This is a genomic window from Magnetovibrio sp. PR-2, assembly GCF_036689815.1.
GTDB lineage: Bacteria > Pseudomonadota > Alphaproteobacteria > Rhodospirillales > Magnetovibrionaceae > Magnetovibrio.
This window is the reverse complement of sequence record NZ_JBAHUR010000010.1, coordinates 20,263-42,003: the sequence shown is the minus strand read 5'-3', so window position 1 is coordinate 42,003 and position 21,741 is coordinate 20,263. Positions and strand designations below refer to the sequence as shown.

Sequence of the window (21,741 nt, the reverse complement as noted above, 5' to 3'; positions counted from 1 at the left end):
ATGATCGCCAAACGCACCTTATTTGCCTTCACCACCCTAGCGATGTTCGCCGGGACGGGTGCGTCTGCGCAAGAAGACCTCGACGACATCCTGGGCGGCTTTGAAGAGCTGGAAACCACCCAGCCCACAGACGTGGAAGAACTGGCCCCGCCTTCCGACTGGGAGCTATCCGGCAGCGCGTCCTTTTCCGCAGCCTATGACTATACCCAAAACGAACCCGCTTCCGGCGAAAGCGACAAACGCGGTTTGAGCCGGGCGCGGCCCAAGCTGACGTTTAAGCTCAAAGGCGATCTCACCGACACCTTCGATCACCCCGTGCGGTTCTTAGGTGAAATCAGCGCGGCCCATGAACTGGTCTACACCATTAAGGGCCGGGGCGATTACAATGACACCGTCAAAGGATCGTTCGAAAAGGATGTAAACTTAGGCGAGCTGTACTTAAGTGGCGAAATTACCAACGACGTTGAGCTCACCGTCGGACGCCAGACCATCGTCTGGGGCACGTCGGACAATCTGCGCGTCGTGGATTTGATCAACCCGCTGGACCGGCGCGAGTTGGGCATGGTCGACATCGAAGACGTGCGCTTACCCCTCGCCATGGCGCGCATGGATTATGTCACCGGGCCGTGGACGGCAACGGGATTGGTGATCCCGCACATCCGCTTTAACAAATTCGCGCCGTCTTACTCGGCTTACGATTCTCAAAACGGTGCGGCCACCGATCAGCTGGTTCCCCGTGACGGACTGGGCAATGCGGAAATAGCAGGGCGGCTCAGCGGCAACTTTTCCGGCTGGGACTTGGCCTTTCACGCCGCCAACGTCTATGACGACAGCGGTGCAAAGAAGACCATCAATGGCGAGACCACAATCCACCACGCGCGCATCACCATGGCCGGTGTGAGCACCGCCGTCGCACTTGGCAACTGGTTGGCCAAAGGCGAAGCGGCGCACTTAACTGGACTTGAAACCTTTGGCCTGCAAAGCCAAGACTTTGCCCGCACCGACGTGTTGGCGGGTGTGGACTACACCGGATTTACGGACACCACCATTAGCTTTGAAGTCGTCAACCGCCATCTGTGGGATTACAGCGCGGCGCTGAGCGCAGAAGGCCTCAAGGAAGATTCTCAAGAATATGCCCTGCGCTATAGCGCAGACTTCATGCATGACCGCTTAAACGTCACGCTGCTCACCACCCGCATTTCTCCACTCACGACTGGGGGCGGGTTTTCGCGCGGCGTTGTGGAATACGATTTGGCCGACGCGCTCACGCTTTCGGGCGGCGTCACCGTCTATCACGACGGCACGCGCACACCGTTTAAGGGCCTGGGCGATAACGACCGGGTCTTTGTGGAACTCAAAAAAAGCTTCTAGTCTAAGGGCTGACCTTAGACACCGTCACCATTGGCGACTTGCAACGCTTGCCAAGCCTTACCCGCAGCCAACGGGCACGTGATGCCGTTGGGGTGTGTCACCACGATGGTAAAAGAGCCATCGTTGGACGCCATCACTTCGATGACTGAGCCTTCATCGGTCAAACCGATGGACACGGGGTTTTCTTCATAGACTTCCGAAAGCGCCGTCACGACCTTGTCGCGACTTGCACACGTGGCTGGGCCCTCGGCCCAACCGCTATCCGGTACCATCAGTGCGGCTGCACCGAAAACCATTGCACCGAGTGCCAAGACGCTGAAGCTCCGCCTAATTTTTATGTCTAGGTTTTGCATTGCAGGTTCTCCTGTCGAGGCATGCACTCACTGACGAGTGCGCGAAAAGGCGGAATCGAAGCCCCTGCGCGCTTTGCGATGCGCCCTGACGCGATTGCCTTGTCCTTTAAAGCATTGGGGGTAACCGCGTTCAACACCAGTGAAATTTTGCACAATTATGACAGTGGTTCGCTAAATCCTTCAAAAACTTGGAGAGTTTTATGACAAGCGTGTTCACATTTTCGTGAACTGGCTTGTCGATCATGAAAAGTTCACGCAACTGTCACCACAAGGTGCCCCAAGATTCTTACGCTTCTTTTTTATTTTTCTTCAAAAGGAGTCACTTAGATGCCGACTTTTCGACGTCATCTCATCGGGACGCTGGGTCTGGCCGTGAGCCTCGCCGCAGCTTCTTCGGCCCATGCCGATGCGAAAGGCCCGTTCTTCAGCCGCACCGCCACCTTGCCGGTCTACGAAACCCTGCCCGCAGGCACGGACATGAAAACCGAAACCGTTGCTGAAATTATTTCGGCCTCTAAAGACGGCAAGACCTTGGCCTTCACCGACGGCCCCGGTTCCGACTTGGTGTTCTTGGACGCTGCGGACCCGGCGAACCTGAAAACCCTTGGCCGCACCAAGTTGGGTGGCGAGCCGACCTCCGTCGCCATCACGGGCCGCCATGCTTTGGCTGGCGTGAACACGTCCGAAAGCTACGTCAAACCCTCCGGTCACTTGGCCGTGGTCGACATCCGCATGCACATGGTCAAAAAAACCTGTGACGTCGGCGGCCAGCCCGATTCCGTCGCCATCAGCCCCAACGGCAAGTACGTGGCCATCGCCATTGAAAACGAACGTGACGAAGATTTGAACGACGGCGCGATCCCGCAAGCCCCAGCAGGCAGCCTCGCCATCTTCGATCTGGACGGTCAAGGCATGCCGATCAATTGCGACAAAGCGCGCATGGTCGACATGACCGGCCTGGCTGAAATCGCGCCGACGGATCCGGAACCGGAATTCGTGTCCATCAACACCAAAAACCAAGCCGTCGTCACCATGCAGGAAAACAACCACATCGCCATCGTCGATTTGAAGTCCGGCAAAGTCACCAGCCACTTCTCCGCAGGCTCTTCCAGCGCCGATCACATCCCGGTCAAAAAAGCACGTTTGAGCGATGCTTCCGGATCCATCAAGGACGTTGCGCGTGAACCGGACGCCGTTGCTTGGATCGATGACGAACGCTTCGTCACCGCCAACGAAGGCGACATGAACGGTGGCTCGCGCGGCTTTTCCATCTTCAACACCAAAGGCGACGTGCTGTATGACAGCGGTGCGGACATGGAACACATGGCCATGAGCCACGGTCACTACCCGTCCAAACGCGCACACAAAAAAGGCACCGAGCCCGAAGGCGTCGCTGTCGGCACATTCAACGGCGAAACCTTGATCTTCGTGAACTCCGAACGCGCCAACTTCGTCGCTGTTTACAAAGACACAGGCGCCAAGCCGGAATTCAAACAGTTCCTGCCGACCCACGTGAAACCCGAAGGTCTGCTGGCGTTGGGTGATCGCGGCCTATTCTTCGTCGCCAACGAAAAAGACGACGTCAAAGACAAAGTCCGCGCGGCTGTCGGTGTTTACAGCTACGACGCCCAATCCGCTGAATACCCGACCGTCGTGTCGGAACAAGACCCGAAAAACGGTGCGCCCATCGGTTGGGGTGCCTTGTCCGGCCTTGCGGGTGATTTGAAAAAGTCCGGCGTGGTGTATGCCGTGTCCGACAGCTTTTATGACAAAGCCCGCATCTTCACCATGGACGTGAACGCAACACCGGCGAAGATCGTCTCTCACGTCGATCTCAAAGGCGGCAAGGCTGCGCGCTATGACTTGGAAGGCATCGCGGTCAGCAAGGCCGGTGGCTATTGGCTGTCCAGCGAAGGCAATGCCAAGAAAAAGATGGATCACTTGTTGCTGAACGTCGCCACCGACGGCACCATCAAACAAGAAATCACCTTGCCCGAAGCTCTGGTGGCGCAAGCCAAACGCTTTAGCTTAGAAGGTGTGGCCGAGTTTGACATGAACGGAGAGCCCCGCGTCATCGTCGCGGTTCAACGCGAATGGAAAGACGATCCGAAAGGCTTGGTGAAGCTGGGCATCTACAACCCCAAAGACGGTTCTTGGGGCTTTGTGCACTACCCATTGAACACACCGAAAAGCAAAGCCGGTGGCTGGGTCGGCCTGTCCGAAATCACGCACCTGGGCGGCAAGAAGTTCGCCATCATCGAGCGTGACAACCAAGGCGGTCCGTTTGCGGCCATCAAACAGGTCTACACGGTCTCTTTGGACGGTGTGACACCTGCGGCCATCGGCACCGAGCTTCCGGTGTTGAAAAAGAAAATGGCCATTGATCTGCTGCCCGCTATGTCCGCCAACCACGGCTGGACCCCGGACAAAGTCGAAGGCTTGGCCGTCACCGCCGACGGCCGCTTGATCGCGGTCACCGACAACGACGGTGTGGACGACGCAACCGGCGAAACCCAACTGTTGGACTTGGGCAAAGCTTCACAGCTGAACTAAGCACACGCCGCACACATCAAAGCCCGGAGCTCACGCTCCGGGCTTTTTTGTTGGGCGTTGAAGTTGGGCGAGAAAGACGCTATCAAGCTGAGAGTGTGCGCCCGTAGCTCAGTTGGATAGAGCACCAGATTCCTAATCTGGGGGTCGTGAGTTCGAATCTCGCCGGGCGCACCATTATTACCCGGAAGAGAATTTGAGAAGGGGGGGACATATGATCAGGACGTTTCTCATCGTCGCCGTGATGACCGTGTCAGCGTGCGCAGAAAATACGAATATGTATTTGGCTGAAAGCTTAGAGGGCTTTTCAGACAAAGCCATATGCTATCACGCCTACAGGCCGGCAACTCATTCTTGGAGCACGGGCGACGACTACCAACGATTTGTAAACGAGGTTCAGCGAAGGGAGCTGACTTTAGATCAATGCCGCGCACTTGAATCCGAGTAGACAGCTCCCCACTCCCTTCACTCAAGGCTTGATGTAGGTGTAGCCTTCTGCTTGCAGCTTGGCGAGTTCGGCGACGCCGCTGGGAACGATGTCTTCATCACCCACATCATACAGATCGTTTTCGTAGCTGATTTTTTTGCCCTTCAGCGTATTTGCGCAGACATGAAAGCCAACGCCTTGCCCCTTCAGCCCAGTGATCTTGGCCGCAATCGCATCCGTGGCGTTGCCCGTTTTCATTTTGGTGTTGGCGATTGCGTCCGGCTCCAACAACAACGTCAGGCCTGCGCCGTGCAGAACGACCTTAAGGTCCAGGTTGTCCGCACCCACAGCATTGATGTGGTTTTGGATGTTGCGCAAAGCTCCGGCTTGAGAATTCGCGTCGCTATAGTTGATGTGATAGACGACCTTTTGCTTGCCGTAACCCTCGGCCAACACGGGGCTTGCCCCCAGCGAAACCGCGACCACAAAGGCCGCGATAAGTGTCATGATACGCATTGTAAATGCCTCCCGTTCCTCTGACACACGAATGATTTTTGCTAATTTGTATTAATTATCATTCTAAGTTGGGAGTCGGGAAAACGTTTTCAAGCTGAAAAAAGCTTTAGCCTTCTTGGCCTTCAATCAACCGGTTACGCGCGGCCGAGCTGAACCGTTCGACGCTCAACACCAGCACGAAGATCATCATCACGATCATCGCCGCTTGGTCGTAGCGGAACATTTCCATGGACACCGCGAGCTCCGCCCCAATGCCGCCTGCGCCCACAAGTCCAAGCACGACAGACGAGCGCACCGCCTTTTCCAAGGCGAACAACGTGGTGTTGGTCATGGCCGGAAGGGCTGCGGGCAGGACACCGCAGACCACGATGTCGATGCGTCTGGCGCCGATGGCGGACAAGGCTTCCGCCGGCCCGGGGTCGGTTTCTTCCATGTTTTCGGCAAAAAAGCGCGCGCAAAAGCCAATGGTGTCAACGATGATGGTCAAGGTCCCGGCAAAGGGCCCTAAGCCCACTGACACCACAAAAAACAGCGCCCAGGCCAAATCGGGCACGGTGCGAAAGAAGCTCACCAATCCGCGCACCACCGTTTGAACCCAGGGATGCGGCGTTAAGTTGCGCGCCGCCAACACGGCCAAGGGAATGCTGAAGATGACACCGATCACGGTGCCCACCAACGCCATTTGAAACGTCACCAGGACGGATTTGAGCATCGGCATAAAGCGGTCGGTTGCGGGCGGCACCATTTCGGACGCGATTTGGCCCATGTTGGGAATGCCCATCAACAAATCGTTGATGGAGATTTCCGCACCCACCAACGACCACATGAAAAAGCCCAAGAACAAGGCAAACGCAGCGGCGCGCACGGGACTGGGCGCGTCAAAGCGCACCGGCAAATGCGCCGCCATGGATTTGGGATCAGCCATAAAGCCCCCTTAAGGATTCTAGGGTTTGTTCATGGGTCGAGCTGTCCAATGCCAAGCCTTTGTCCTTGAGCCCCAACACCCGGTCGGCATAGCCCAGCGCGTGTTCCAAATCATGAGACACGAACACAAAGGTCAGTTCATGGCGTTGGTTGAGATCGCGAAACAGCTCCATAATCTCTTCGCCAGCATATGGGTCCAGACTTGCCGTTGGCTCGTCCGCGAACAGAAGTTCCGGGCGCTGCATCAACGCGCGGGCAATGGCCACGCGTTGCGACTGTCCACCGGACAAATGATCCGCCCGGCGCGCGGCCAAATCGGCCAAGCCCACTTGTTCCAAACAATAATACGCGTAGTCGCGTTCTTCAGCACGGGAGAAGCCATGGAACCACGCACGAGCACCCTGTCCGCGCGCCAAGCTGCCGTGACAGACATTGGACAGCACGCTTAAGCGCGGCACCAAATTGTGTTTTTGAAAAACAAAGCTGACACGGGCCCGGCTCTTGCGCAGCGCGCGCCCGCTTTGGGTCGAAAGGTCTGTGTCGTTGATGAGGATCTTGCCTTCATCGGGTTCGATCAAACGCAAGCAGCACCGCAGCAGTGTGCTCTTGCCCGCACCGTTGGCGCCGATCAAGGCGACCGCTTGGCCTTCGGGGATTTCGAACGAGACATTGCGAAAGACCTCTACCGAACCGTCGCCAAAGGTCTTGCGCAATCCTTCCACTTTCAGCGCCACCGAACCTGTCGAGGAGAGCCCGGTGTTGGCCGGACCCTCCCCTACGGTTTCGCTGTCGAGCGGAACGTGCTCTGCAAACGAATCCATCGCCTTAGTCGCCGATGAATTCAGAGTATTCCGGATAACCGGCGGTTTTGTACATGGCACGGACATAATTGTAGTCCGCATCTTTGATGGTGTCCAAGAACGCCATGCCTTTGTATTTTTGGTTGTCTTCGCCGTGCAAAATCGCAGCGATCAAGTCGTCGGATTTTTCGACGAAAGCTTTACGCACGGTTTCGACAACGTCAGCGTCAACGTGTTGGCCAGCCATCAAAACGTCGTTCGGCAGGTCCGGACCGCGGCCAATGACGCGGAAGTCACCCGGCTGCATGCCACCTTTGGCGAGTTCTTTGTTGCGCATGCTCAAGAACTTCAGATGGTTCATACCGACGGCAGCAACGTCACCCTTTTTCAAAGCTTCCCAAGCCACCGGAATTTTGGTGTTGATGACTTTGACATCGTCGATGGGGTTCAAGCCGGCGTCAGCCATGGCTTGGATGGGGCCCAAGTGCTTGGACGTGGAACCGACAGAGCCCATGGCGACCTTTTGGCCTTTGAGCTGTTTGGCCAGCGTGTACGGGCTGTCCGCACGGCTGATCAAAACCGCGAAGTAGTCCGGACGCGAAAAGCCGACGACGATGTTGGCGTCGGTGCGTTTTTTGATCACGACGTATTCCGCCGGACCGGTCAAAACGAAATCGACCTTTTTAAAGCGCAGCGCTTCAACAGCCGCCGTGCGATTGGTCACCGGCAAAAACTCGACGTCATAGCCCGTTGCGTCGGAAAGGGTTTTGGTGAACGCACCGAATTCACGTTGCAGTTCTTCCATGCCGACCAAGTCGGTCACAGCCAGTTTGATGGTTTTGGCTTCGGCCTCTGCGGCTTGGAACCCAAAGAGAGCTGCAGCAACAAACGCTGCAGAAAGTAGTTTACGAATCATAGTTACACCCCGAATTGGAATAAAAGGTTCAGCATACTGACCCACAAACGAAACAAGTCCGTGACGTCTGCGTTTCATATTTGCAAAAGTTCCGTCACAGAACCGTCATGCACACTTGCGGTAATCGGCGTCAAACATGTAGACCGGCTTGCCCGCAACAATCGTCGCCATGACGCGCGGGCACGCAGGATCGCTGTCGTCTACGATGATCATGTCTGCGCGCTGTCCGTCTTCAATCGTGCCGCGATCGTTCAACCCAGCAGCCTTTGCCGGATTTTTTGACACCATGTCCCAAGCCGTTTGGAAATCGACGATGCCGTCTTGCACCAATCGAAACGGCGCTTGCAGCAAGGACGGGTAGTAATAGTCCGACGTTAAAATGGAACAGAGCCCTTGTTTCGCCGACGGTGCCGCATCCAAGCGCCCGCAGTGACTGCCCCCGCGCAAAATGTTCGGCCCGCCCATGACCACCGGATCGCCGTTATCGATGGAAAAACGCGCCGTTTCAGCATTGACGGGAAACTCACATATCGCCACGCCCAGCTTGTGATAGCCCGCACGCATCTCAGGCGATTCGTCATCGTGAGAGGCACACGCAATGGCGTGCTTCTGGGCGCACGCCGCCAAGCGCGCCTTAGCCGGTTCCACGTCCGGCGCGCGGCTTAAAACGTCTTGGAACAAGGCTTTAAATTCATCGCCTGTCATGCCCGCGCGGTCGGCATACTTAGAAAGCTTTTGCGGTTTTTCCAAACCATCTTGGATCAGCCCTACATGGTCGTTGAACGCTAACAAATCCACTTGCCCGCTTTCCATCCAGTGCAAAACATCATCCACACCCGGCGTGTTATAGGTTTCCCAGCGCAAGTGCACGCGGGTGTCGCAGACCAAGCGGTTGCGTATTTTTTGAAGCGATGCCAACAGCTCCACCGCTGTATCGCGTCCGCGCAGGCCCGGCTCCCACGAATAGGTGATGCCGTGATACGCCGTGGCGATGCCGTTGGAGATCATTTGGCGGTCGGTTTCTTGAAGGGCCAGGTCCAGCGGAAAATGCACGCCCGGGCGCGGCATGATTTGGCGTTCGAACGCATCGCCGTGCAGATCGATAATCGCGGGCAACACCATGTAACCACCTGCATCCAAAGTTTGTTGTGAAGGTGCGCCTGCAGCTGCGATGGATTGGATGGTCTCGCCGCTCAATTGAATGTCAGCCTCGGCCAATTCGCCGTCGGCCAACAACACACGTCCGCCCGTGATGGATAGCATTTTGTTTTCGCCTGTTTCGTCTCAACGTAAAAAGACGTTGTAGGCAGTACGCATGACCCCGGTATGACAAGATGCAGACAAGTTCGAAACTCATCCGCATTCAAACAGAAAAAAGCCGGGCCCCAACCAAAGGAGCCCGGCTTTGAAGATTGTCTGTGGTGAGGCGCTTAAACGACTTTGCGCAGTTCCACGACGAAGTTGTCCATTTCGGTGCCCAGCACTTCGCCTTGGCGCGACAGTTCGCCTGCCGCACCCAAAACTCCGTGTGCGCTTTCACCGGTTTCAGAAGCCGCTTGGGTCACCTGCTGGATGTTAGACGTCACTTCCGTGGTGCCGGATGCGGCTTGTTCGACGTTGCGTGCAATCTCTTGCGTCGCCGCACCTTGTTCTTCCACGGCAGCTGCAATGGTGGACGCGATTTCGTTCATCTGGTTGATGATGCCACCAATAGACCCAATCGCGCCGACGGCGTCTTGAGTTGCACCTTGGATGCCACCGATTTGGGCGGAGATTTCCTCGGTTGCTTTGGCTGTTGCGTTCGCCAAGTTCTTCACTTCCGACGCCACAACCGCGAAGCCTTTGCCCGCTTCACCAGCACGCGCAGCCTCAATGGTAGCGTTCAAAGCCAGCAAGTTGGTCTGATCTGCGATGTCCGTAATCAACGCGACCACCTCACCAATTTTGTTGGCGGCTTCGGCCAAGCCTTGAACCTTGTCGTTGGCACTGTCCACTTCGACCACAGCCGTGTTGGCAATTTGAGTGGATTGAGCCACTTGGCGTGAAATTTCGGAAATGGAGCTGGACAGCTCTTCCGCTGCCGACGCCACCGTTTGCACGTTGGCCGAGGCTTCTTCCGCAGCAGCCGCCACGGTGGTGGCCTGTTGCGACGTGGAAGACGCTGTGCTTTCCATGCCTTGGGCGGTGGATTGCAGTTCCGTCGCTGCCGAAGCAACCGTTTCGACCACTTGCTTCATGTTGGCTTCGAAGTCGTCAGCCACCGTGCCAAAATTGTCGACCTTGGTTTTCATAGAATTGGTCGCCGTATTCACGGTGTTGGCGGCGTTCAAGAAACTGCCGATCATACCCTTGGTCAAAATGGTGCGGAAATACTTGTTGTCCGCAACATAGTTCAGGCACGCCATGCTTTCACGAACGTAAGCGTCGGAACGGTCAATCATGGCGTTGACGGAATGTTGCAGCCCGCCCATGTCGCCGCCTTCGGTGATGTAGATCAGGCGGGTTTCGAAATCACCACGGTCGGCCGCTTGGCAGACGTCTTTGGTGCGGCGCAATTCTTTTTCGACTTTCGTCAAGAAGAACAAACCCACACCGGCGGCAATCACACCAACACCGATGAGAATTTCTTCGACGATTGGGTTGAAGCCCAAGAACACACCGATTTCGGCAATGACACCGACGACACCGGCAATGATAATCACGATCTTAGCGTTGAAGAGAGAAGATGAACTCATCGTAGCTGACCCCTTTTTCTTCCAAAATGCCGACCAGCGTTTTAAATGCTGAGTTCATGCCTTCCTTGCGATTGGGATGGCTCTGTTCAATATCCAACAGCTGTTTGTAGAGCGGCTGAATAACGTTTTCGAGCGTATCGCGATCGGCGGTGCGGCGGTTGGAGTGATAGCCGACGATCTGGCCGGTGGAATCAAAGCTGGGCGTGACGTGCGCCAACACCCAATAGTGATCGCCGTTTTTAGAACGGTTGACGACGTAGGCGAAGATCTCGTGGCCCGCCGCAATCGTATCCCACAACAATTTAAAGACAGAGCGCGGCATATGCGGATGGCGAATCACCGAGTGCGGTGCACCGATGGTCTCAGCTTCTGTCATGCTGGCCAAACGTAAGAAAACATCGTTGGCGTACATGATACGCCCAGTTGTATCGGTTTTGCTGACGATGATCTCATCGTCGGCAAATGTCCGTTCAACCCCAGTCAGGGTAACTTCTTGTGCCATTTAGAGTGTCCCAATCTCAGATGTTCAATCAGAGTATTTTTACCCCAAAAACATACCAACCAAATACTTCGTCCAGCGCCACCAGATTCGATTTGTCAAATTCTCTAATACAAATATAGGAATGGTTGGTGAATGCAACAAAAACTCTCTTTTGATTTTGAGCTAAATTCCTCAAATACCTCATAAAAAAAGCCGCTCAGACCTATCTGAACAGCTTTTTCTTAATAAAACATGACGATTGAGTGCGTTATCGCAACTCGCCGCCCGTTGCCTTGACGACCGCGGCCACGACCATTGCGGTGACTTTTTCCAAGTCCTCATCCGTCATGGTTTTTTCAAACGGTTGTAAAGAAACCTGGATAGCAATGGATTTTTTGCCGTCTTCAACACCTTTGCCCTGATAAACGTCGAACAGGCGCACGTCGCTGATCAGGTTCTTATCGGCATTTTTCGCCGCGCGCATAACCCGCTGTGCATCCACGTCTGCATCCACGACAAACGCAAAGTCGCGTTCGACCGGTTGGAAGGTTGAAAGTTTGACCAATGGGCGCGCCTGGCTCTTTTTCGGCTTCGGTTTGGGCAGGTTGTCCAAGAACACTTCAAACGCCGCCATGGGGCCTTTGACGTCCATTTTTTTGAGCGTTCCGGGATGGATTTCCCCGAAGTTCGCCAAGATGGTTTTCGGACCCAAACGCAGCGTGCCGGACCGACCCGGATGGTACCAGCCGGGCACGCCGTCTTCGGCCGCGAAGACCTGCAGGTTGTCAACGGGTGCACCAGCAGCTTCCAAGGCCGCCAAAGCATCGGCTTTGGCGTCAAACGCGTCAACCGTGCGCGCCGTGCCCGTCCAGTTGCGGGCAATCGCGTCGCCCGAACGCACACCAGCCGCGACCAAGGTTTGGTCTTTGACTTCGTCGCCCGCAAACTGCGGACCGACTTCATATAGTGCGCCGTCGGTGTGACCGCGGGCATCGTTGCGCCCCACGGCTGCAATCAAGTTGGGCAACAAGCTTGGGCGCATAACGTCCAAGTCGGTCGAAATGGGGTTGGACAGCCGCACACTGTCGGGCACGCCGGCCTCGCCTGCAAACAACTCGGCATGCTGGCTGGGCAGGAACGAATAGGTGACCGCTTCGACCAAGCCGCGCGCGGCCAAAGTGCGGCGCACGCACCGGCGTTTGCGCATGGCGGGGTTCAACGCCGGATGCGGCAGGGCTTCGTCACGTTCCATAGAGACGTGGGGAATGTTGTGATAGCCGTTCACGCGGATGATTTCTTCCACGATGCAGGCCTCACCCACCATGTCACCACGCCAGGCTGGGACTTTCACAGTCCAGGCAGCCGCGTCGGATTTGTCCACGTCAAAGCCCAAGACGGTCAAGATGCGTTCCATCTCGTCTTCTTCGACCACCACACCTGTGAGCCCCTCAACACGCGACGGACGGAAGGTGATGGTTTCTTGCCAATCGGGCCCGTCGCCTGCGACGACCGCGTTTGACGGTTCACCACCGCACAGCTCCAAAACCAAGCGCGTGGCATTTTCCATGCCGTCAATGGCAAAGTCGTTGTCGATGCCGCGCTCAAAACGGTAGCGCGCATCGGATTGCAGGTTCAGCTTACGCCCCGTCACAGCAGTGCGCACGGGGTCGAAAATAGCGCTTTCGATAAACACGTTGACGGTGTCGTCACCGCAGCCACTTTCTTCGCCGCCCATGACGCCAGCAATGGCTTCGGCTTTGGCGTCGTCGGCGATGACGCACATGGTGTCGTCCAGCTCATATTCTTTGCCGTCCAAAGCCAACAGTTTTTCACCGTCTTTGGCCAAGCGTGCGGTGATGTTGCCGGTGACTTTGTCGGCGTCGAACACGTGCAGCGGGCGACCCAGGTCGATGGTGGAATAGTTGGTGATGTCGACCAGCGCGGAAATCGGACGCAATCCCACAGCAAGCAATCTTTCTTGCATCCATTTGGGGCTGGGACCGTTTTTCACACCGCGCACATAGCGTCCGGCGAATTGCGAACAGGCGTCTTCGGCACCTGCGGGGAAATCCAGCTTGATGTCGATGGAGCTTTCGAACGCGCCCTCAGTTGCTTTGATGCCGAGCGGCTTTAGCGCACCCAGCCCAGAGGCAGCCAAGTCGCGCGCGATGCCGCGCACGCCCAAGCAATCGCCCCGGTTGGGCGTAATGGCGATTTCGATGATGGGGTCGTTCAGGCCCATGACGTCAATGGCGCGCGCGCCGACTTCGGCGTCTGCGTCCAGCTCGACAATTCCGGTGTGCTCGTCGCTTAAGCCCATTTCGCGTTCCGACAACATCATGCCGTTGCTGTCCACACCGCGAATGGTAGCGGGTTTCAGTTTGAAGTCGATGCCCGGCACATACATGCCGTCGCCACCGAACACACCTTTGAGACCTTTACGCGCGTTGGGTGCGCCGCAGACCACTTGCAGGGTTTCAGCACCGTTGGACACGGTGAGCACTTGCAGCTTGTCCGCGTCCGGGTGTTTTTCAGCGGTGAGCACTTCACCCACGACAAAGTCTTCCAAGCCCGCCGCGCGGTCTTCGATGCCTTCAACTTCCAGACCCAACATGGTCAGGCGTTCGGAAACTTGGTCCAAGGTGGCGTCGGTGTCTAAATGGTCTTTCAACCAGCTCAATGTGAATTTCATGAGTTCAGCCCTCCGACCATGCTTGGCACATCCAAGGCGCTAAATCCGTAGTGACGCAGCCAGCGCAGATCGCTTTCATAGAAGGTGCGCAGATCCGGAATGCCGTATTTCAACATGGCCAGACGTTCCACACCCATGCCAAAGGCGAAGCCTTGGTACTTGGTGGAATCGATGCCGCAGTTTTCCAAAACCTTCGGGTTGACCATGCCGCTACCCAAAATTTCCAGCCAGTCTTCGCCATGCCCGATCTTGAACTCGCCGCCTTCGCGCGAACAGCCGATGTCGACTTCCGCCGACGGTTCGGTGAACGGGAAGTAGCTGGGGCGAAAACGCACGGGCAGATCGTCCACGCCGAAAAATGCGCGGCAGAAATCGATCAAGCAGCCCTTCAAGTGACCCATGTGGGTTTTTTCGTCCACCACCAGACCTTCGATCTGGTGGAACATGGGGCTGTGGGTCGCGTCGTAATCACAACGGTAGGTGCGGCCCGGCGCAATGATGCGCAGCGGTGGCTTTTTGTCCAACATGGTGCGGATTTGTACCGGCGACGTGTGGGTGCGCAGAACTTTGCGGCCCTTTTCGCCGACACCGGGCAGATAGAACGTGTCGTGTTCTTGGCGTGCGGGGTGATCGTCGGGAATGTTCAAAGCACCGAAGTTATACCAATCGTCTTCGATTTCGGGACCTTCGGCAACCTCAAAGCCCATTTCACCCAAAATCGCCACAGCCTCTTCGATGGTTTGGCTGATGGGGTGGATGAAACCTTGGTCTTCTGGGCGGGCCGGGAGCGTCACGTCAATGCGCTCGTCCACCAGTTTGGCGTTCAGGGCATCGTCTTCCAGCGCCACCTTTTTGGCGTCGATGGCTTTCGCCACTTCACCCTTCAAGGCGTTGAGCGCTTGGCCTGCAGCTTTGCGCTCTTCCGGAGCCAGGGCGCCCATGTTTTTCATCTGGGCGGTGATGGCACCTTTTTTCCCGAGCGCCGAGACGCGCACGTCTTCCAAAGCCTGAAGGTCACTTGCACCTTCGACTTGAGCCAGTAATTCAGCTTTTAATGTTTCCGTGTCCGACACTTAAACTTCCCCTAAAACAAGCAAGAGGGGCTAGCGCAGGCGCCAGCCCCTCTCGGAACAACTCTCAGATCGAATATGATCCGGTGTTTTACTTGGCGAGAGCGGCCTGGGCCTGTTCTACCAAGCTTTTAAAAGCTTCCGGTTCGCGAACAGCGATGTCGGCCAGGACTTTGCGGTCCAGCTCGATGCCAGCTTTGGACAAACCGTTCATGAAGGTGGAATACTTCATGCCGTTCAGGCGTGCGCCTGCGTTGATGCGTTGGATCCACAACTTACGGAATTCGCGCTTTTTGGTGCGACGATCGCGATATGCGTATTGCAGGCCTTTTTCGACCTTCTCAATCGCAATGCGGAAGTTGGTGGAATTGCGGCCACGATAGCCTTTAGCGGCTTTGACGACCTTTTTGTGGCGGGCGTGGGTGGTAACACCACGTTTTACACGGGACATATTTTTTCTCCGTCTCTAATCTGGGGGCCGCTTACTTCGCGTACGGCATGTAGGACAACACCATCTTGGCGTCTTGGTCAGCCAAGATCATGGTGCCGCGTGCTTTGCGCTTCATTTTCTGAGAGCGACGACGCAACATGTGGCGTTTGTAGGCGTTGCCGGATTTGACCTTGCCGGTCCCGGACAGACGGAAGCGCTTCTTCGCGCTGGATTTCGTCTTCAGCTTGGGCATTTTGCTTTATCCTTAATTCTGTGAACACACGGCCGAAGAGGGTGTGTTTCGTTAGCTTTCAGAGGTGAACCAGGCATGCCCTGCCATGTCACCAGTAGTCATTTCCCGGCCATTTGGCTGGGAAAGCGCGGTTATACAGAAGCTTGAGCCCCTTGGCAAGGCCCAAAGACACCAAAAAAGCCCCGGAAATCTGGGCTTTCACAAAAGTTCAGCCCCTCTTCCCAGGGGGAAAGGAAGAGGGGCTGGTGAACGGGGCGCCATCAAGGTCGTGCGGGGGAGGTGGCGCGAACCGTTCGGGGGGATAGATTTAGGCTCAGGCCGCCAACAAATCCGGCACCTCTTTGGCCAAACTCATGCGGCCCTGGGTGGCCTTGCCCGTCAGCGCAAAGCCCAGGGTTTGGCCGTTTTCGCCTTGGAACACGGCGCGCCGATCCACATCGTCGCCTTCCACAACCCAAGACCCCTCTGCCCCTGCCGGCGGCGGGCAGACCACGGTGGGTAGGGCTGGGGTTTTCACCACCACGGGCAAGGCTGGCATCACCACCGGGGTCGGATCGTCCGCCAAGGTTTTCGCCAAGGCGCGCGCCTGGATCATCAACGGCTGGATATAGGGCAGCACACCGACTTTGGTTTGAGCACAATCGCCCAAGGCATAAATATGCGGGTCTGTCGTCATCATGAACGGATCGACGACAATGCCCTGTTCGGTCTGAAGACCGCTCACGTCAGCCAATTCGGTGTTCGCCACCAAACCGATGGCGCTGAGCACATGGTCGTAGTCCACCACTTGACCGTTGGTCAGGCGAGCTTCGCCGTCCGTCATATGTTGGATAGACTGGTTCATATGGAACGTCACACCCACCTCGACCAACTTGGCCTGCATCAACACACCAAGTTCTGAGGGCAACAAACGACCCAAGGGATGCGGTGCAGGGTCAACCACGTCGACCTGGTGCCCACTCCCCGCCAAATCGTTGGCGAACTCGACCCCGATCAGGCCAGCCCCAACGATGAGGACACGATCGCCCAGCTGAATATCTCTGCGCCATGCGGCGTAATCCGCCAAGCTGTTGACGGCGGGCAAGGCTTTCGGCGCAACACCCAGCGGAGCATAGGGCCGGGGGCTGGCGCCGACGGCCAGGACCAGTTGGTCGTAGCCGATCTCTTCACGCCCGTTTGGGCCGGACACCACAACGGTTTTTGCCGTGCGGTTGATGGCGCTCACCCAGGTCTTGGTCGACAGAACGACGTTTTGTTCAGCGGCCCAATCCGAGCCCGATTTTTGCACCAAATCCTCAGCTCGCTTGTTTTGCGCAAAGGCGTTGGACAGCATCGGCTTGGAATATTGCGCGCCATCGTCGGCGGTTAACATGTGGATCGTCTTTTCGCCGTCCAACTTGCGCAGTTCACGAACCAACGTCATGCCGGCCATGCCGGATCCGATGATAAGAACGTCTGTTTTGTGAGTTTGTGTGGTCATGGTTCTGATCTCCCCGATTAAGGTCCGAAATTCGGGCCGGGTTGGGGAGGCCGCCCCTTAGGCGGCCTCTTGATAAACTTCGAAATCGGCTTTGGAGACGCCGCAATCGGGGCAGGCCCAATCGTCGGGGATGTCGGCAAAGGCGGTTCCGGCGGGGATCCCGTCTTCGGGCATACCGACGGCGGGGTCATAGACGAAGTTGCAAACGACGCAGATGTATTTTTGGTCTTCCATAGGTTTTCTCCTTCAATGAGTTTTGGCTTTATTCGGCAGCTTCGGATTTGGCTTTGACGCCGTCCAAAACGCTTTGGTAGTGGTTGGCGTGGCGTTCTTCGACGCGCGAAAGCGCATCAAAACGTTTGGCGGCTTTTTCCAAGACGGCCTGGAACATCTCTGCGTGTTCGCGGCTTTCTTCGATCTGCTCGTCCATTTCTTCGACCGCGTCCATGCGGCCTTCTTCCAAGGCCAGGTGGCGGAACTTCGGATACATTTCGGTGTATTCGTAGGTTTCCCCTTCGACCGCCAATTCCAGCATGCGTTCGACGGTGAGCTCTTTGGACGGGTAAAGCAGTTCCAAATGTCCGAAGGCGTGAGCCGTTTCTTGTTCGGCAGTTTTTTCAAAAACTTCCGCAACATCGTCGCGGCCCAGTTTGCGGCAAGCGCGGGCAAAGTAGAGGTACTTGCGGTTGGCCATGGATTCGCCTGCAAAGGCTGCTTCCAAGTTTTGAATGGTGACGGATTTTTTGGTGCTGTTGCTCATTTTGAATTCTCCTCAGTGTTGGTTTGCTGTGTGCGTTGAAGAGAACTTAGCGGGATTGCACAAATCGCTCCAATTGATTAAAATCTTCTCAGTTATTGATTAAATCGATTAATGGAGATGACCGTGTACCTGCCCAGTATCCGCCAGCTGGAATACTTGGTCGCCGTGGTGGACCTGTGCCATTTCGGCCATGCGGCGGAACGCTGCCACGTCACCCAATCGACCTTGAGCACAGGCCTGCGCGAGCTGGAAAACCTGTTGCAGGCCGAATTGGTGGAGCGCACGCGCCGGTCCGTGAAGCCGACACCGCTGGGCTTGGACATCGCTGAAAAAGCCCGTGATGTGTTGGAACGCGCCCGCGACATTTCCGAAACCGCGTCGGCGGCGAGCAATCCTTTATCGGGCCGCATGCGGTTGGGCACCATCCCCACCATCGGCCCGTTCGTGCTGCCGCGCGTGTTGAGCGGGCTGCGCCAGGCGTATCCGGATTTGAAGCTGTATTTGAAAGAAGGCAAGACGGAAGAGGTTCTCGAACAACTCCACCGCGGCGATCTGGAAGCTGCCATCATCGCGCGGCCTTATGACACCGGGAACTTCGATTCCATGGCCTTGGGCAAGGACCCATTTTGGGTGGCCCTACCCAAAGACCACGAACTGGCCCGCAAAAAATCCATTGCCCCTGAAGACCTGCCGCAAGACGAGCTGTTGATGTTGGAAGACGGGCATTGCCTGCGCGATCACGCTTTGGCGGCGTGCGCACTTCCCTTTGCACATCACCCCGATCAGTTCGAGGCGTCCAACCTGTACACCTTGACCGAAATGGTGGCGAACGGCCTGGGCATAACGTTTTTGCCCGACATCGCGTTGGGGTCGGGCATGATCAACACCAAGGCGTTGGTGCTGCGCCCGCTTAAAACCGACGGCGCACCACGAACCATTTCCCTGGTGTGGCGCAAAACGTTTCGCCGGGATTTGGACATTGCCGCTCTGGCCACATACTTGCGCGGACGGATGGCGGGATTGCGGGTCAAACGGACATGATCAGCGCAACAATAAAGCTTTCTCGTGAAATCATTTTCACACCCAATTGTGAGATGCCAATGTTATGGTTCGGGTGCAGTCCGGTTAAAACGTAAAGATGAAGTCAGAAATGAGCACGCCACCACCACAGACGCTTACGCTTCAGCAAGCCTTTAACCTTGCCCTATCGCACCAATCCTCTGGCAACTTGTCCGAAGCTGAAAACATTTATCGCCAAATTTTGCAAGCCGATCCCAATCAGCCTGAAGTTCTTCTCAATCTCGGCGTCATTTCTGGACAAGCCGGACAGTTCGACGTTGCCTGTGATTTCTTGAAACAGGCCATTGCCCTGAGCCCCAATTCAGCGTTGGCACGGTTCAATTACGGCAATGCCCTGAGAGAGCTGGGCCGCTTGGACGAAGCGGCTGAAAGCTTCAAAAAAGCCCTCGTCATCAATCCGGGTCACGCAGAGGCGCATAACAATCTTGGCAATGTGCTTCGGGAGCTGGATCAGTTGGACGGCGCCGCCGACAGCTTTGCCAAAGCCATAGAGGCCAACCCAAACCATGCCGTTGCCCATAACAATCTCGGCAATGTGCTGCAAGACCTGGGAAAACCAGACGCCGCCATCGACGCCTATCAAAAAGCTCTGCAGATCCAACCGGACTACGCCGAACCCCTATACAACATTGGGATTTGCCAACTGTTGCTGGGGCAATACCGGCAAGGGTGGCAAGGGTACAGCCATCGATTCGATGTTGGGATGAGCCAGCTCAAAGAAGCCCCACAGCCCCTTTGGGATGGCCAAACGGCCGCAGGCAAGTCTTTGTATCTGTATCAGGAACAGGGCATCGGCGATGAGGTTATGTTTGCTTCTTGCCTGCCAGATGTGCAAGCCCTGCCGTTCAAACGTGTCGTTGTTGAATGCGACCCAAGGCTCGTGCCCATTTTTGCAAGATCGTTCCCAAAATGTGAATTTGTCGGCGCCGGCACAACAAATGCCATCCCCGAAGACTTCGACGTTCAATGCCCAACAGGCACACTGGCGGGCCTATTCAGAAACCAACGCGCGGACTTTCCGGGCAGGCGTGGATTCTTGAAACCAGACCCCAAACAAGTCGCGTTCTGGGCGTCCCGCTTTAAAGACTTGCCTGGCTCAAAGACAATTGGGATTTCGTGGTTTGGCGGGCAAAAAAAGCACCAACAGCTGCGCCGCTCAATTTCTTTGGAGACGTTTCTTCCCTTTTTTGGTCTGGATGTGAACGTTGTTTCCCTGCAATACGGAAACCATGCCGAGGAAATTGAAAATTTTGTCTCTGAACATCAGGTCCAGTTACACCAGTGGGCCGATTGCGATCCTCTGCAGGATTTAGACGCGTTCTTTGCACAAATCGCCGCCCTAGACCTCGTGATTTCCATCGACAATTCCACTGTACATTTTTCCGGCAGCTTAGGTGTCGAGACGTTCGCCATGCTGCCTTTTGTCCCGGACTGGCGGTGGTTGTTAAAGTCTAGTGAGACGGCTTGGTATCCGTCTTTACGTCTGTATAGATGTGACAGCCATAATGCGTGGGACAAAGTTATCGACTTAATTGTGTCCGATATGGGCAGGGGGGAACAGACATGAACAATCCAATATCGAGCACCAAAGGCCTAAAGCTCATCGACGCCTACACAGAAATGGCCGAGAGCGGATATGATCGCCGAGACGGGACCCGGGTTTCAGACCCTTTCAGCGATTTTGAACTGCGGTTTTATCGCCAAGAATTGCGTGAAGAACTCAAGCGCTTCGATGTGTCCTCCATACTTGATTACGGCTGCGGCGGTGCGGATTGGCAAGCCCCGGGTTTTGATGAGGGTGGTGAGACGGCCATGCAGTATTTTGGGCTGGACAAGGCCTACCGGTACGAGCCGGCCCGCGCCATTGATGAACGCCAAAGCGTGGACTGCGTGATTTCATTTGATGTGCTCGAACACATTTTTATTGCGGATGTGCCGAACGTTGTGCGGGATATTTTTTCGTATGCAGAAAAATTCGTCATTCTCAACGTTGCCTGCTATCCGGCCGCAGCCACCCTTCCCAACGGCGAAAATGCCCATATAACCGTGCGCAATCCACACTGGTGGAAAGGCATCATCGACACCATTGCCATCGATTTTCCCAACGTCTCGGTTTTGCTGATGTGCTCGGCAGCTTGGCGCAACACCAACTCATTCCCAATTTGGAAGGCGGATGATTGGCACAACAGTGACAGCTTTATCACGAACAGCTAGAGCTAGCAGGACATTTCCCCTGGTGAGGCGAAGTTAATCGAACAACGCGTCGATATCGGCTTGGCTGACCGTGGTGTCGCCTTCCAGCGCCGGGCCGTCCATGACCACGCCGCCACTTTCTTCGGCTTTCACTTCCGCAACCGGAAGTGCGGCGATGGAATCTTTGCCGATAATCACCACCAAAGAACTCAGCGTGCCTTCCAGCAAGTTCATGGTTTTCACGATCTTGGAAATGCGCTGGCCGGTGATGTCTTGAAAGGTGCAGGCTTCGAACACCTTGTTGGAGTTTTCGATGATGTGGTCGAAATCGTCCCCAAGGTCCTCTTGGGCAACTTTTTTCCTCAGCCCCTCCACCAGTTCTGAGGTGGATTCGGTCGCCTCCATAATGGTGTTGGTGGCTTCTTCCGTGGCTTGCACAATGGCGTCCAACTGATCGGCGGCCTTATTAAAGTGGTCCACCGAAGCATTGGGATGCTTGACCGCCGCAATCTCAGCCTTGATGCGCTCCATATACTCATAGAGCTGCACGATCTGGCGGGACAGTTCAACGTATTGGCCCTTGGTAATGTTGTCCGACATATGAATACGTTAGCACCAACTGGTACCCTGCGCATCCCAAACTGAGGTATTACCCACGAAAAAATCCCAGCCCATTTCCGGGCCGGGATTTTCAATTCTTATGCGAGGCA

At 55.9% G+C, this 21,741-nt stretch carries 21 protein-coding genes and 1 tRNA gene; 6 read left to right on the top strand and 16 right to left on the bottom strand.

All coding sequences use genetic code 11. The annotated features are described in order from the left end of the window. On the top strand, positions 1-1,371 hold the full coding sequence (locus V5T82_RS12570; protein ID WP_332895996.1) for a DUF1302 family protein: 1,371 nt from the start codon (positions 1-3) through the stop codon (positions 1,369-1,371). Between the two features lie 14 nt (positions 1,372-1,385). Here V5T82_RS12570 and V5T82_RS12565 read toward each other — a convergent pair whose 3' ends face one another. Beyond that, the gene (locus V5T82_RS12565; RefSeq protein ID WP_332895995.1) at positions 1,386-1,682 is read right to left on the bottom strand and encodes a hypothetical protein; all 297 of its coding nucleotides are present in this window, start codon (positions 1,680-1,682) and stop codon (positions 1,386-1,388) included. Positions 1,683-2,051: 369 nt separating this feature from the next. Between V5T82_RS12565 and V5T82_RS12560 the strand changes: the two genes are divergently transcribed. Then, entirely contained in the window at positions 2,052-4,277 is a 2,226-nt protein-coding gene (locus V5T82_RS12560; protein WP_332895994.1) for an esterase-like activity of phytase family protein, read from the top strand. A gap of 97 nt (positions 4,278-4,374) precedes the next feature. Continuing rightward, positions 4,375-4,451: transfer RNA gene (locus V5T82_RS12555), tRNA-Arg, on the top strand. A 292-nt stretch (positions 4,452-4,743) separates the two neighbouring features. On the opposite strand, the gene V5T82_RS12550 is transcribed toward V5T82_RS12555, so the two are convergent. The 14 genes from V5T82_RS12550 to V5T82_RS12485 form a co-directional block, all read right to left on the bottom strand. Next, a complete protein-coding gene (locus tag V5T82_RS12550; RefSeq protein WP_332895993.1) occupies positions 4,744-5,217 on the bottom strand; it encodes a DsrE family protein in 474 nt (157 codons plus the stop codon). A gap of 106 nt (positions 5,218-5,323) precedes the next feature. Next, the gene (gene phnE / locus V5T82_RS12545; RefSeq protein ID WP_332895992.1) at positions 5,324-6,142 is read right to left on the bottom strand and encodes a phosphonate ABC transporter, permease protein PhnE; all 819 of its coding nucleotides are present in this window, start codon (positions 6,140-6,142) and stop codon (positions 5,324-5,326) included. Beyond that, positions 6,135-6,962: a phosphonate ABC transporter ATP-binding protein gene (locus V5T82_RS12540; RefSeq protein ID WP_332895991.1), complete on the bottom strand. Its 828-nt coding sequence runs from the start codon at positions 6,960-6,962 to the stop codon at positions 6,135-6,137. Before V5T82_RS12540 ends, phnE begins: the two co-directional genes overlap by 8 nt. Before the next feature lie 4 nt (positions 6,963-6,966). Further along, positions 6,967-7,857 carry a phosphate/phosphite/phosphonate ABC transporter substrate-binding protein gene (locus tag V5T82_RS12535; RefSeq protein WP_332895990.1) on the bottom strand — a complete coding sequence of 297 codons (891 nt, stop codon included), beginning with the start codon at positions 7,855-7,857 and terminating at the stop codon, positions 6,967-6,969. Between the two features lie 105 nt (positions 7,858-7,962). Next, entirely contained in the window at positions 7,963-9,120 is a 1,158-nt protein-coding gene (locus V5T82_RS12530) for an alpha-D-ribose 1-methylphosphonate 5-triphosphate diphosphatase (protein WP_332895989.1), read from the bottom strand. Between the two features lie 167 nt (positions 9,121-9,287). Then, the gene (locus V5T82_RS12525; RefSeq protein ID WP_332895988.1) at positions 9,288-10,592 is read right to left on the bottom strand and encodes a methyl-accepting chemotaxis protein; all 1,305 of its coding nucleotides are present in this window, start codon (positions 10,590-10,592) and stop codon (positions 9,288-9,290) included. Beyond that, positions 10,564-11,094 (bottom strand): PAS domain-containing protein, encoded by a 531-nt coding sequence (locus V5T82_RS12520; RefSeq protein WP_332895987.1) that lies wholly within the window; start codon positions 11,092-11,094, stop codon positions 10,564-10,566. Before V5T82_RS12520 ends, V5T82_RS12525 begins: the two co-directional genes overlap by 29 nt. A gap of 247 nt (positions 11,095-11,341) precedes the next feature. Next, positions 11,342-13,765, bottom strand: a complete 2,424-nt coding sequence (gene pheT, locus V5T82_RS12515; protein WP_332895986.1) for a phenylalanine--tRNA ligase subunit beta — start codon at positions 13,763-13,765, stop codon at positions 11,342-11,344. Beyond that, complete coding sequence (gene pheS / locus V5T82_RS12510) at positions 13,762-14,838, bottom strand: phenylalanine--tRNA ligase subunit alpha (RefSeq protein WP_332895985.1); 1,077 nt, start codon at positions 14,836-14,838, stop codon at positions 13,762-13,764. Before pheS ends, pheT begins: the two co-directional genes overlap by 4 nt. An 88-nt stretch (positions 14,839-14,926) precedes the next feature. After that, positions 14,927-15,286 (bottom strand): 50S ribosomal protein L20, encoded by a 360-nt coding sequence (gene rplT, locus V5T82_RS12505; RefSeq protein WP_332895984.1) that lies wholly within the window; start codon positions 15,284-15,286, stop codon positions 14,927-14,929. 31 nt (positions 15,287-15,317) lie between these two features. Continuing rightward, positions 15,318-15,518: a 50S ribosomal protein L35 gene (rpmI, locus tag V5T82_RS12500; protein ID WP_332895983.1), complete on the bottom strand. Its 201-nt coding sequence runs from the start codon at positions 15,516-15,518 to the stop codon at positions 15,318-15,320. Between the two features lie 313 nt (positions 15,519-15,831). Continuing rightward, positions 15,832-16,998, bottom strand: a complete 1,167-nt coding sequence (locus tag V5T82_RS12495; protein ID WP_332895982.1) for an FAD-dependent oxidoreductase — start codon at positions 16,996-16,998, stop codon at positions 15,832-15,834. Positions 16,999-17,055: 57 nt separating this feature from the next. After that, the gene (locus V5T82_RS12490) at positions 17,056-17,232 is read right to left on the bottom strand and encodes a rubredoxin (RefSeq protein ID WP_332895981.1); all 177 of its coding nucleotides are present in this window, start codon (positions 17,230-17,232) and stop codon (positions 17,056-17,058) included. A gap of 28 nt (positions 17,233-17,260) precedes the next feature. Then, positions 17,261-17,758 (bottom strand): rubrerythrin family protein, encoded by a 498-nt coding sequence (locus V5T82_RS12485; RefSeq protein WP_332895980.1) that lies wholly within the window; start codon positions 17,756-17,758, stop codon positions 17,261-17,263. A 117-nt stretch (positions 17,759-17,875) separates the two neighbouring features. On the opposite strand from V5T82_RS12485, the gene V5T82_RS12480 reads away from it, so the two are divergent. The 3 genes from V5T82_RS12480 (at position 17,876) to V5T82_RS12470 (ending at position 21,052) form a co-directional block, all read left to right on the top strand. Continuing rightward, positions 17,876-18,799, top strand: a complete 924-nt coding sequence (locus tag V5T82_RS12480) for a hydrogen peroxide-inducible genes activator (protein WP_332895979.1) — start codon at positions 17,876-17,878, stop codon at positions 18,797-18,799. Between the two features lie 109 nt (positions 18,800-18,908). Next, positions 18,909-20,405: a tetratricopeptide repeat protein gene (locus V5T82_RS12475; RefSeq protein ID WP_332895978.1), complete on the top strand. Its 1,497-nt coding sequence runs from the start codon at positions 18,909-18,911 to the stop codon at positions 20,403-20,405. Continuing rightward, positions 20,402-21,052 carry a class I SAM-dependent methyltransferase gene (locus tag V5T82_RS12470; RefSeq protein WP_332895977.1) on the top strand — a complete coding sequence of 217 codons (651 nt, stop codon included), beginning with the start codon at positions 20,402-20,404 and terminating at the stop codon, positions 21,050-21,052. Before V5T82_RS12475 ends, V5T82_RS12470 begins: the two co-directional genes overlap by 4 nt. 33 nt (positions 21,053-21,085) lie before the next feature. On the opposite strand, the gene V5T82_RS12465 is transcribed toward V5T82_RS12470, so the two are convergent. Then, the gene (locus tag V5T82_RS12465; RefSeq protein ID WP_332895976.1) at positions 21,086-21,631 is read right to left on the bottom strand and encodes a protein phosphatase CheZ; all 546 of its coding nucleotides are present in this window, start codon (positions 21,629-21,631) and stop codon (positions 21,086-21,088) included. Positions 21,632-21,741: the final 110 nt, after the last annotated feature.

Coding starts and splice junctions, on each gene's coding strand:
- V5T82_RS12475 (WP_332895978.1), top strand. CDS start 18,909: ATGAGCACGCCACCACCACAGACGCTTACGCTTCAGCAAGCCTTTAAC.
- V5T82_RS12560 (WP_332895994.1), top strand. CDS start 2,052: ATGCCGACTTTTCGACGTCATCTCATCGGGACGCTGGGTCTGGCCGTG.
- V5T82_RS12480 (WP_332895979.1), top strand. CDS start 17,876: ATGACCGTGTACCTGCCCAGTATCCGCCAGCTGGAATACTTGGTCGCC.
- V5T82_RS12490 (WP_332895981.1), bottom strand. CDS start 17,232: ATGGAAGACCAAAAATACATCTGCGTCGTTTGCAACTTCGTCTATGAC.
- V5T82_RS12520 (WP_332895987.1), bottom strand. CDS start 11,094: ATGGCACAAGAAGTTACCCTGACTGGGGTTGAACGGACATTTGCCGAC.
- V5T82_RS12570 (WP_332895996.1), top strand. CDS start 1: ATGATCGCCAAACGCACCTTATTTGCCTTCACCACCCTAGCGATGTTC.
- pheT (WP_332895986.1), bottom strand. CDS start 13,765: ATGAAATTCACATTGAGCTGGTTGAAAGACCATTTAGACACCGACGCC.
- V5T82_RS12485 (WP_332895980.1), bottom strand. CDS start 17,758: ATGAGCAACAGCACCAAAAAATCCGTCACCATTCAAAACTTGGAAGCA.
- V5T82_RS12470 (WP_332895977.1), top strand. CDS start 20,402: ATGAACAATCCAATATCGAGCACCAAAGGCCTAAAGCTCATCGACGCC.
- V5T82_RS12540 (WP_332895991.1), bottom strand. CDS start 6,962: ATGGATTCGTTTGCAGAGCACGTTCCGCTCGACAGCGAAACCGTAGGG.
- V5T82_RS12530 (WP_332895989.1), bottom strand. CDS start 9,120: ATGCTATCCATCACGGGCGGACGTGTGTTGTTGGCCGACGGCGAATTG.
- rplT (WP_332895984.1), bottom strand. CDS start 15,286: ATGTCCCGTGTAAAACGTGGTGTTACCACCCACGCCCGCCACAAAAAG.
- V5T82_RS12550 (WP_332895993.1), bottom strand. CDS start 5,217: ATGCGTATCATGACACTTATCGCGGCCTTTGTGGTCGCGGTTTCGCTG.
- V5T82_RS12465 (WP_332895976.1), bottom strand. CDS start 21,631: ATGTCGGACAACATTACCAAGGGCCAATACGTTGAACTGTCCCGCCAG.
- phnE (WP_332895992.1), bottom strand. CDS start 6,142: ATGGCTGATCCCAAATCCATGGCGGCGCATTTGCCGGTGCGCTTTGAC.
- V5T82_RS12495 (WP_332895982.1), bottom strand. CDS start 16,998: ATGACCACACAAACTCACAAAACAGACGTTCTTATCATCGGATCCGGC.
- V5T82_RS12525 (WP_332895988.1), bottom strand. CDS start 10,592: ATGAGTTCATCTTCTCTCTTCAACGCTAAGATCGTGATTATCATTGCC.
- V5T82_RS12535 (WP_332895990.1), bottom strand. CDS start 7,857: ATGATTCGTAAACTACTTTCTGCAGCGTTTGTTGCTGCAGCTCTCTTT.
- rpmI (WP_332895983.1), bottom strand. CDS start 15,518: ATGCCCAAGCTGAAGACGAAATCCAGCGCGAAGAAGCGCTTCCGTCTG.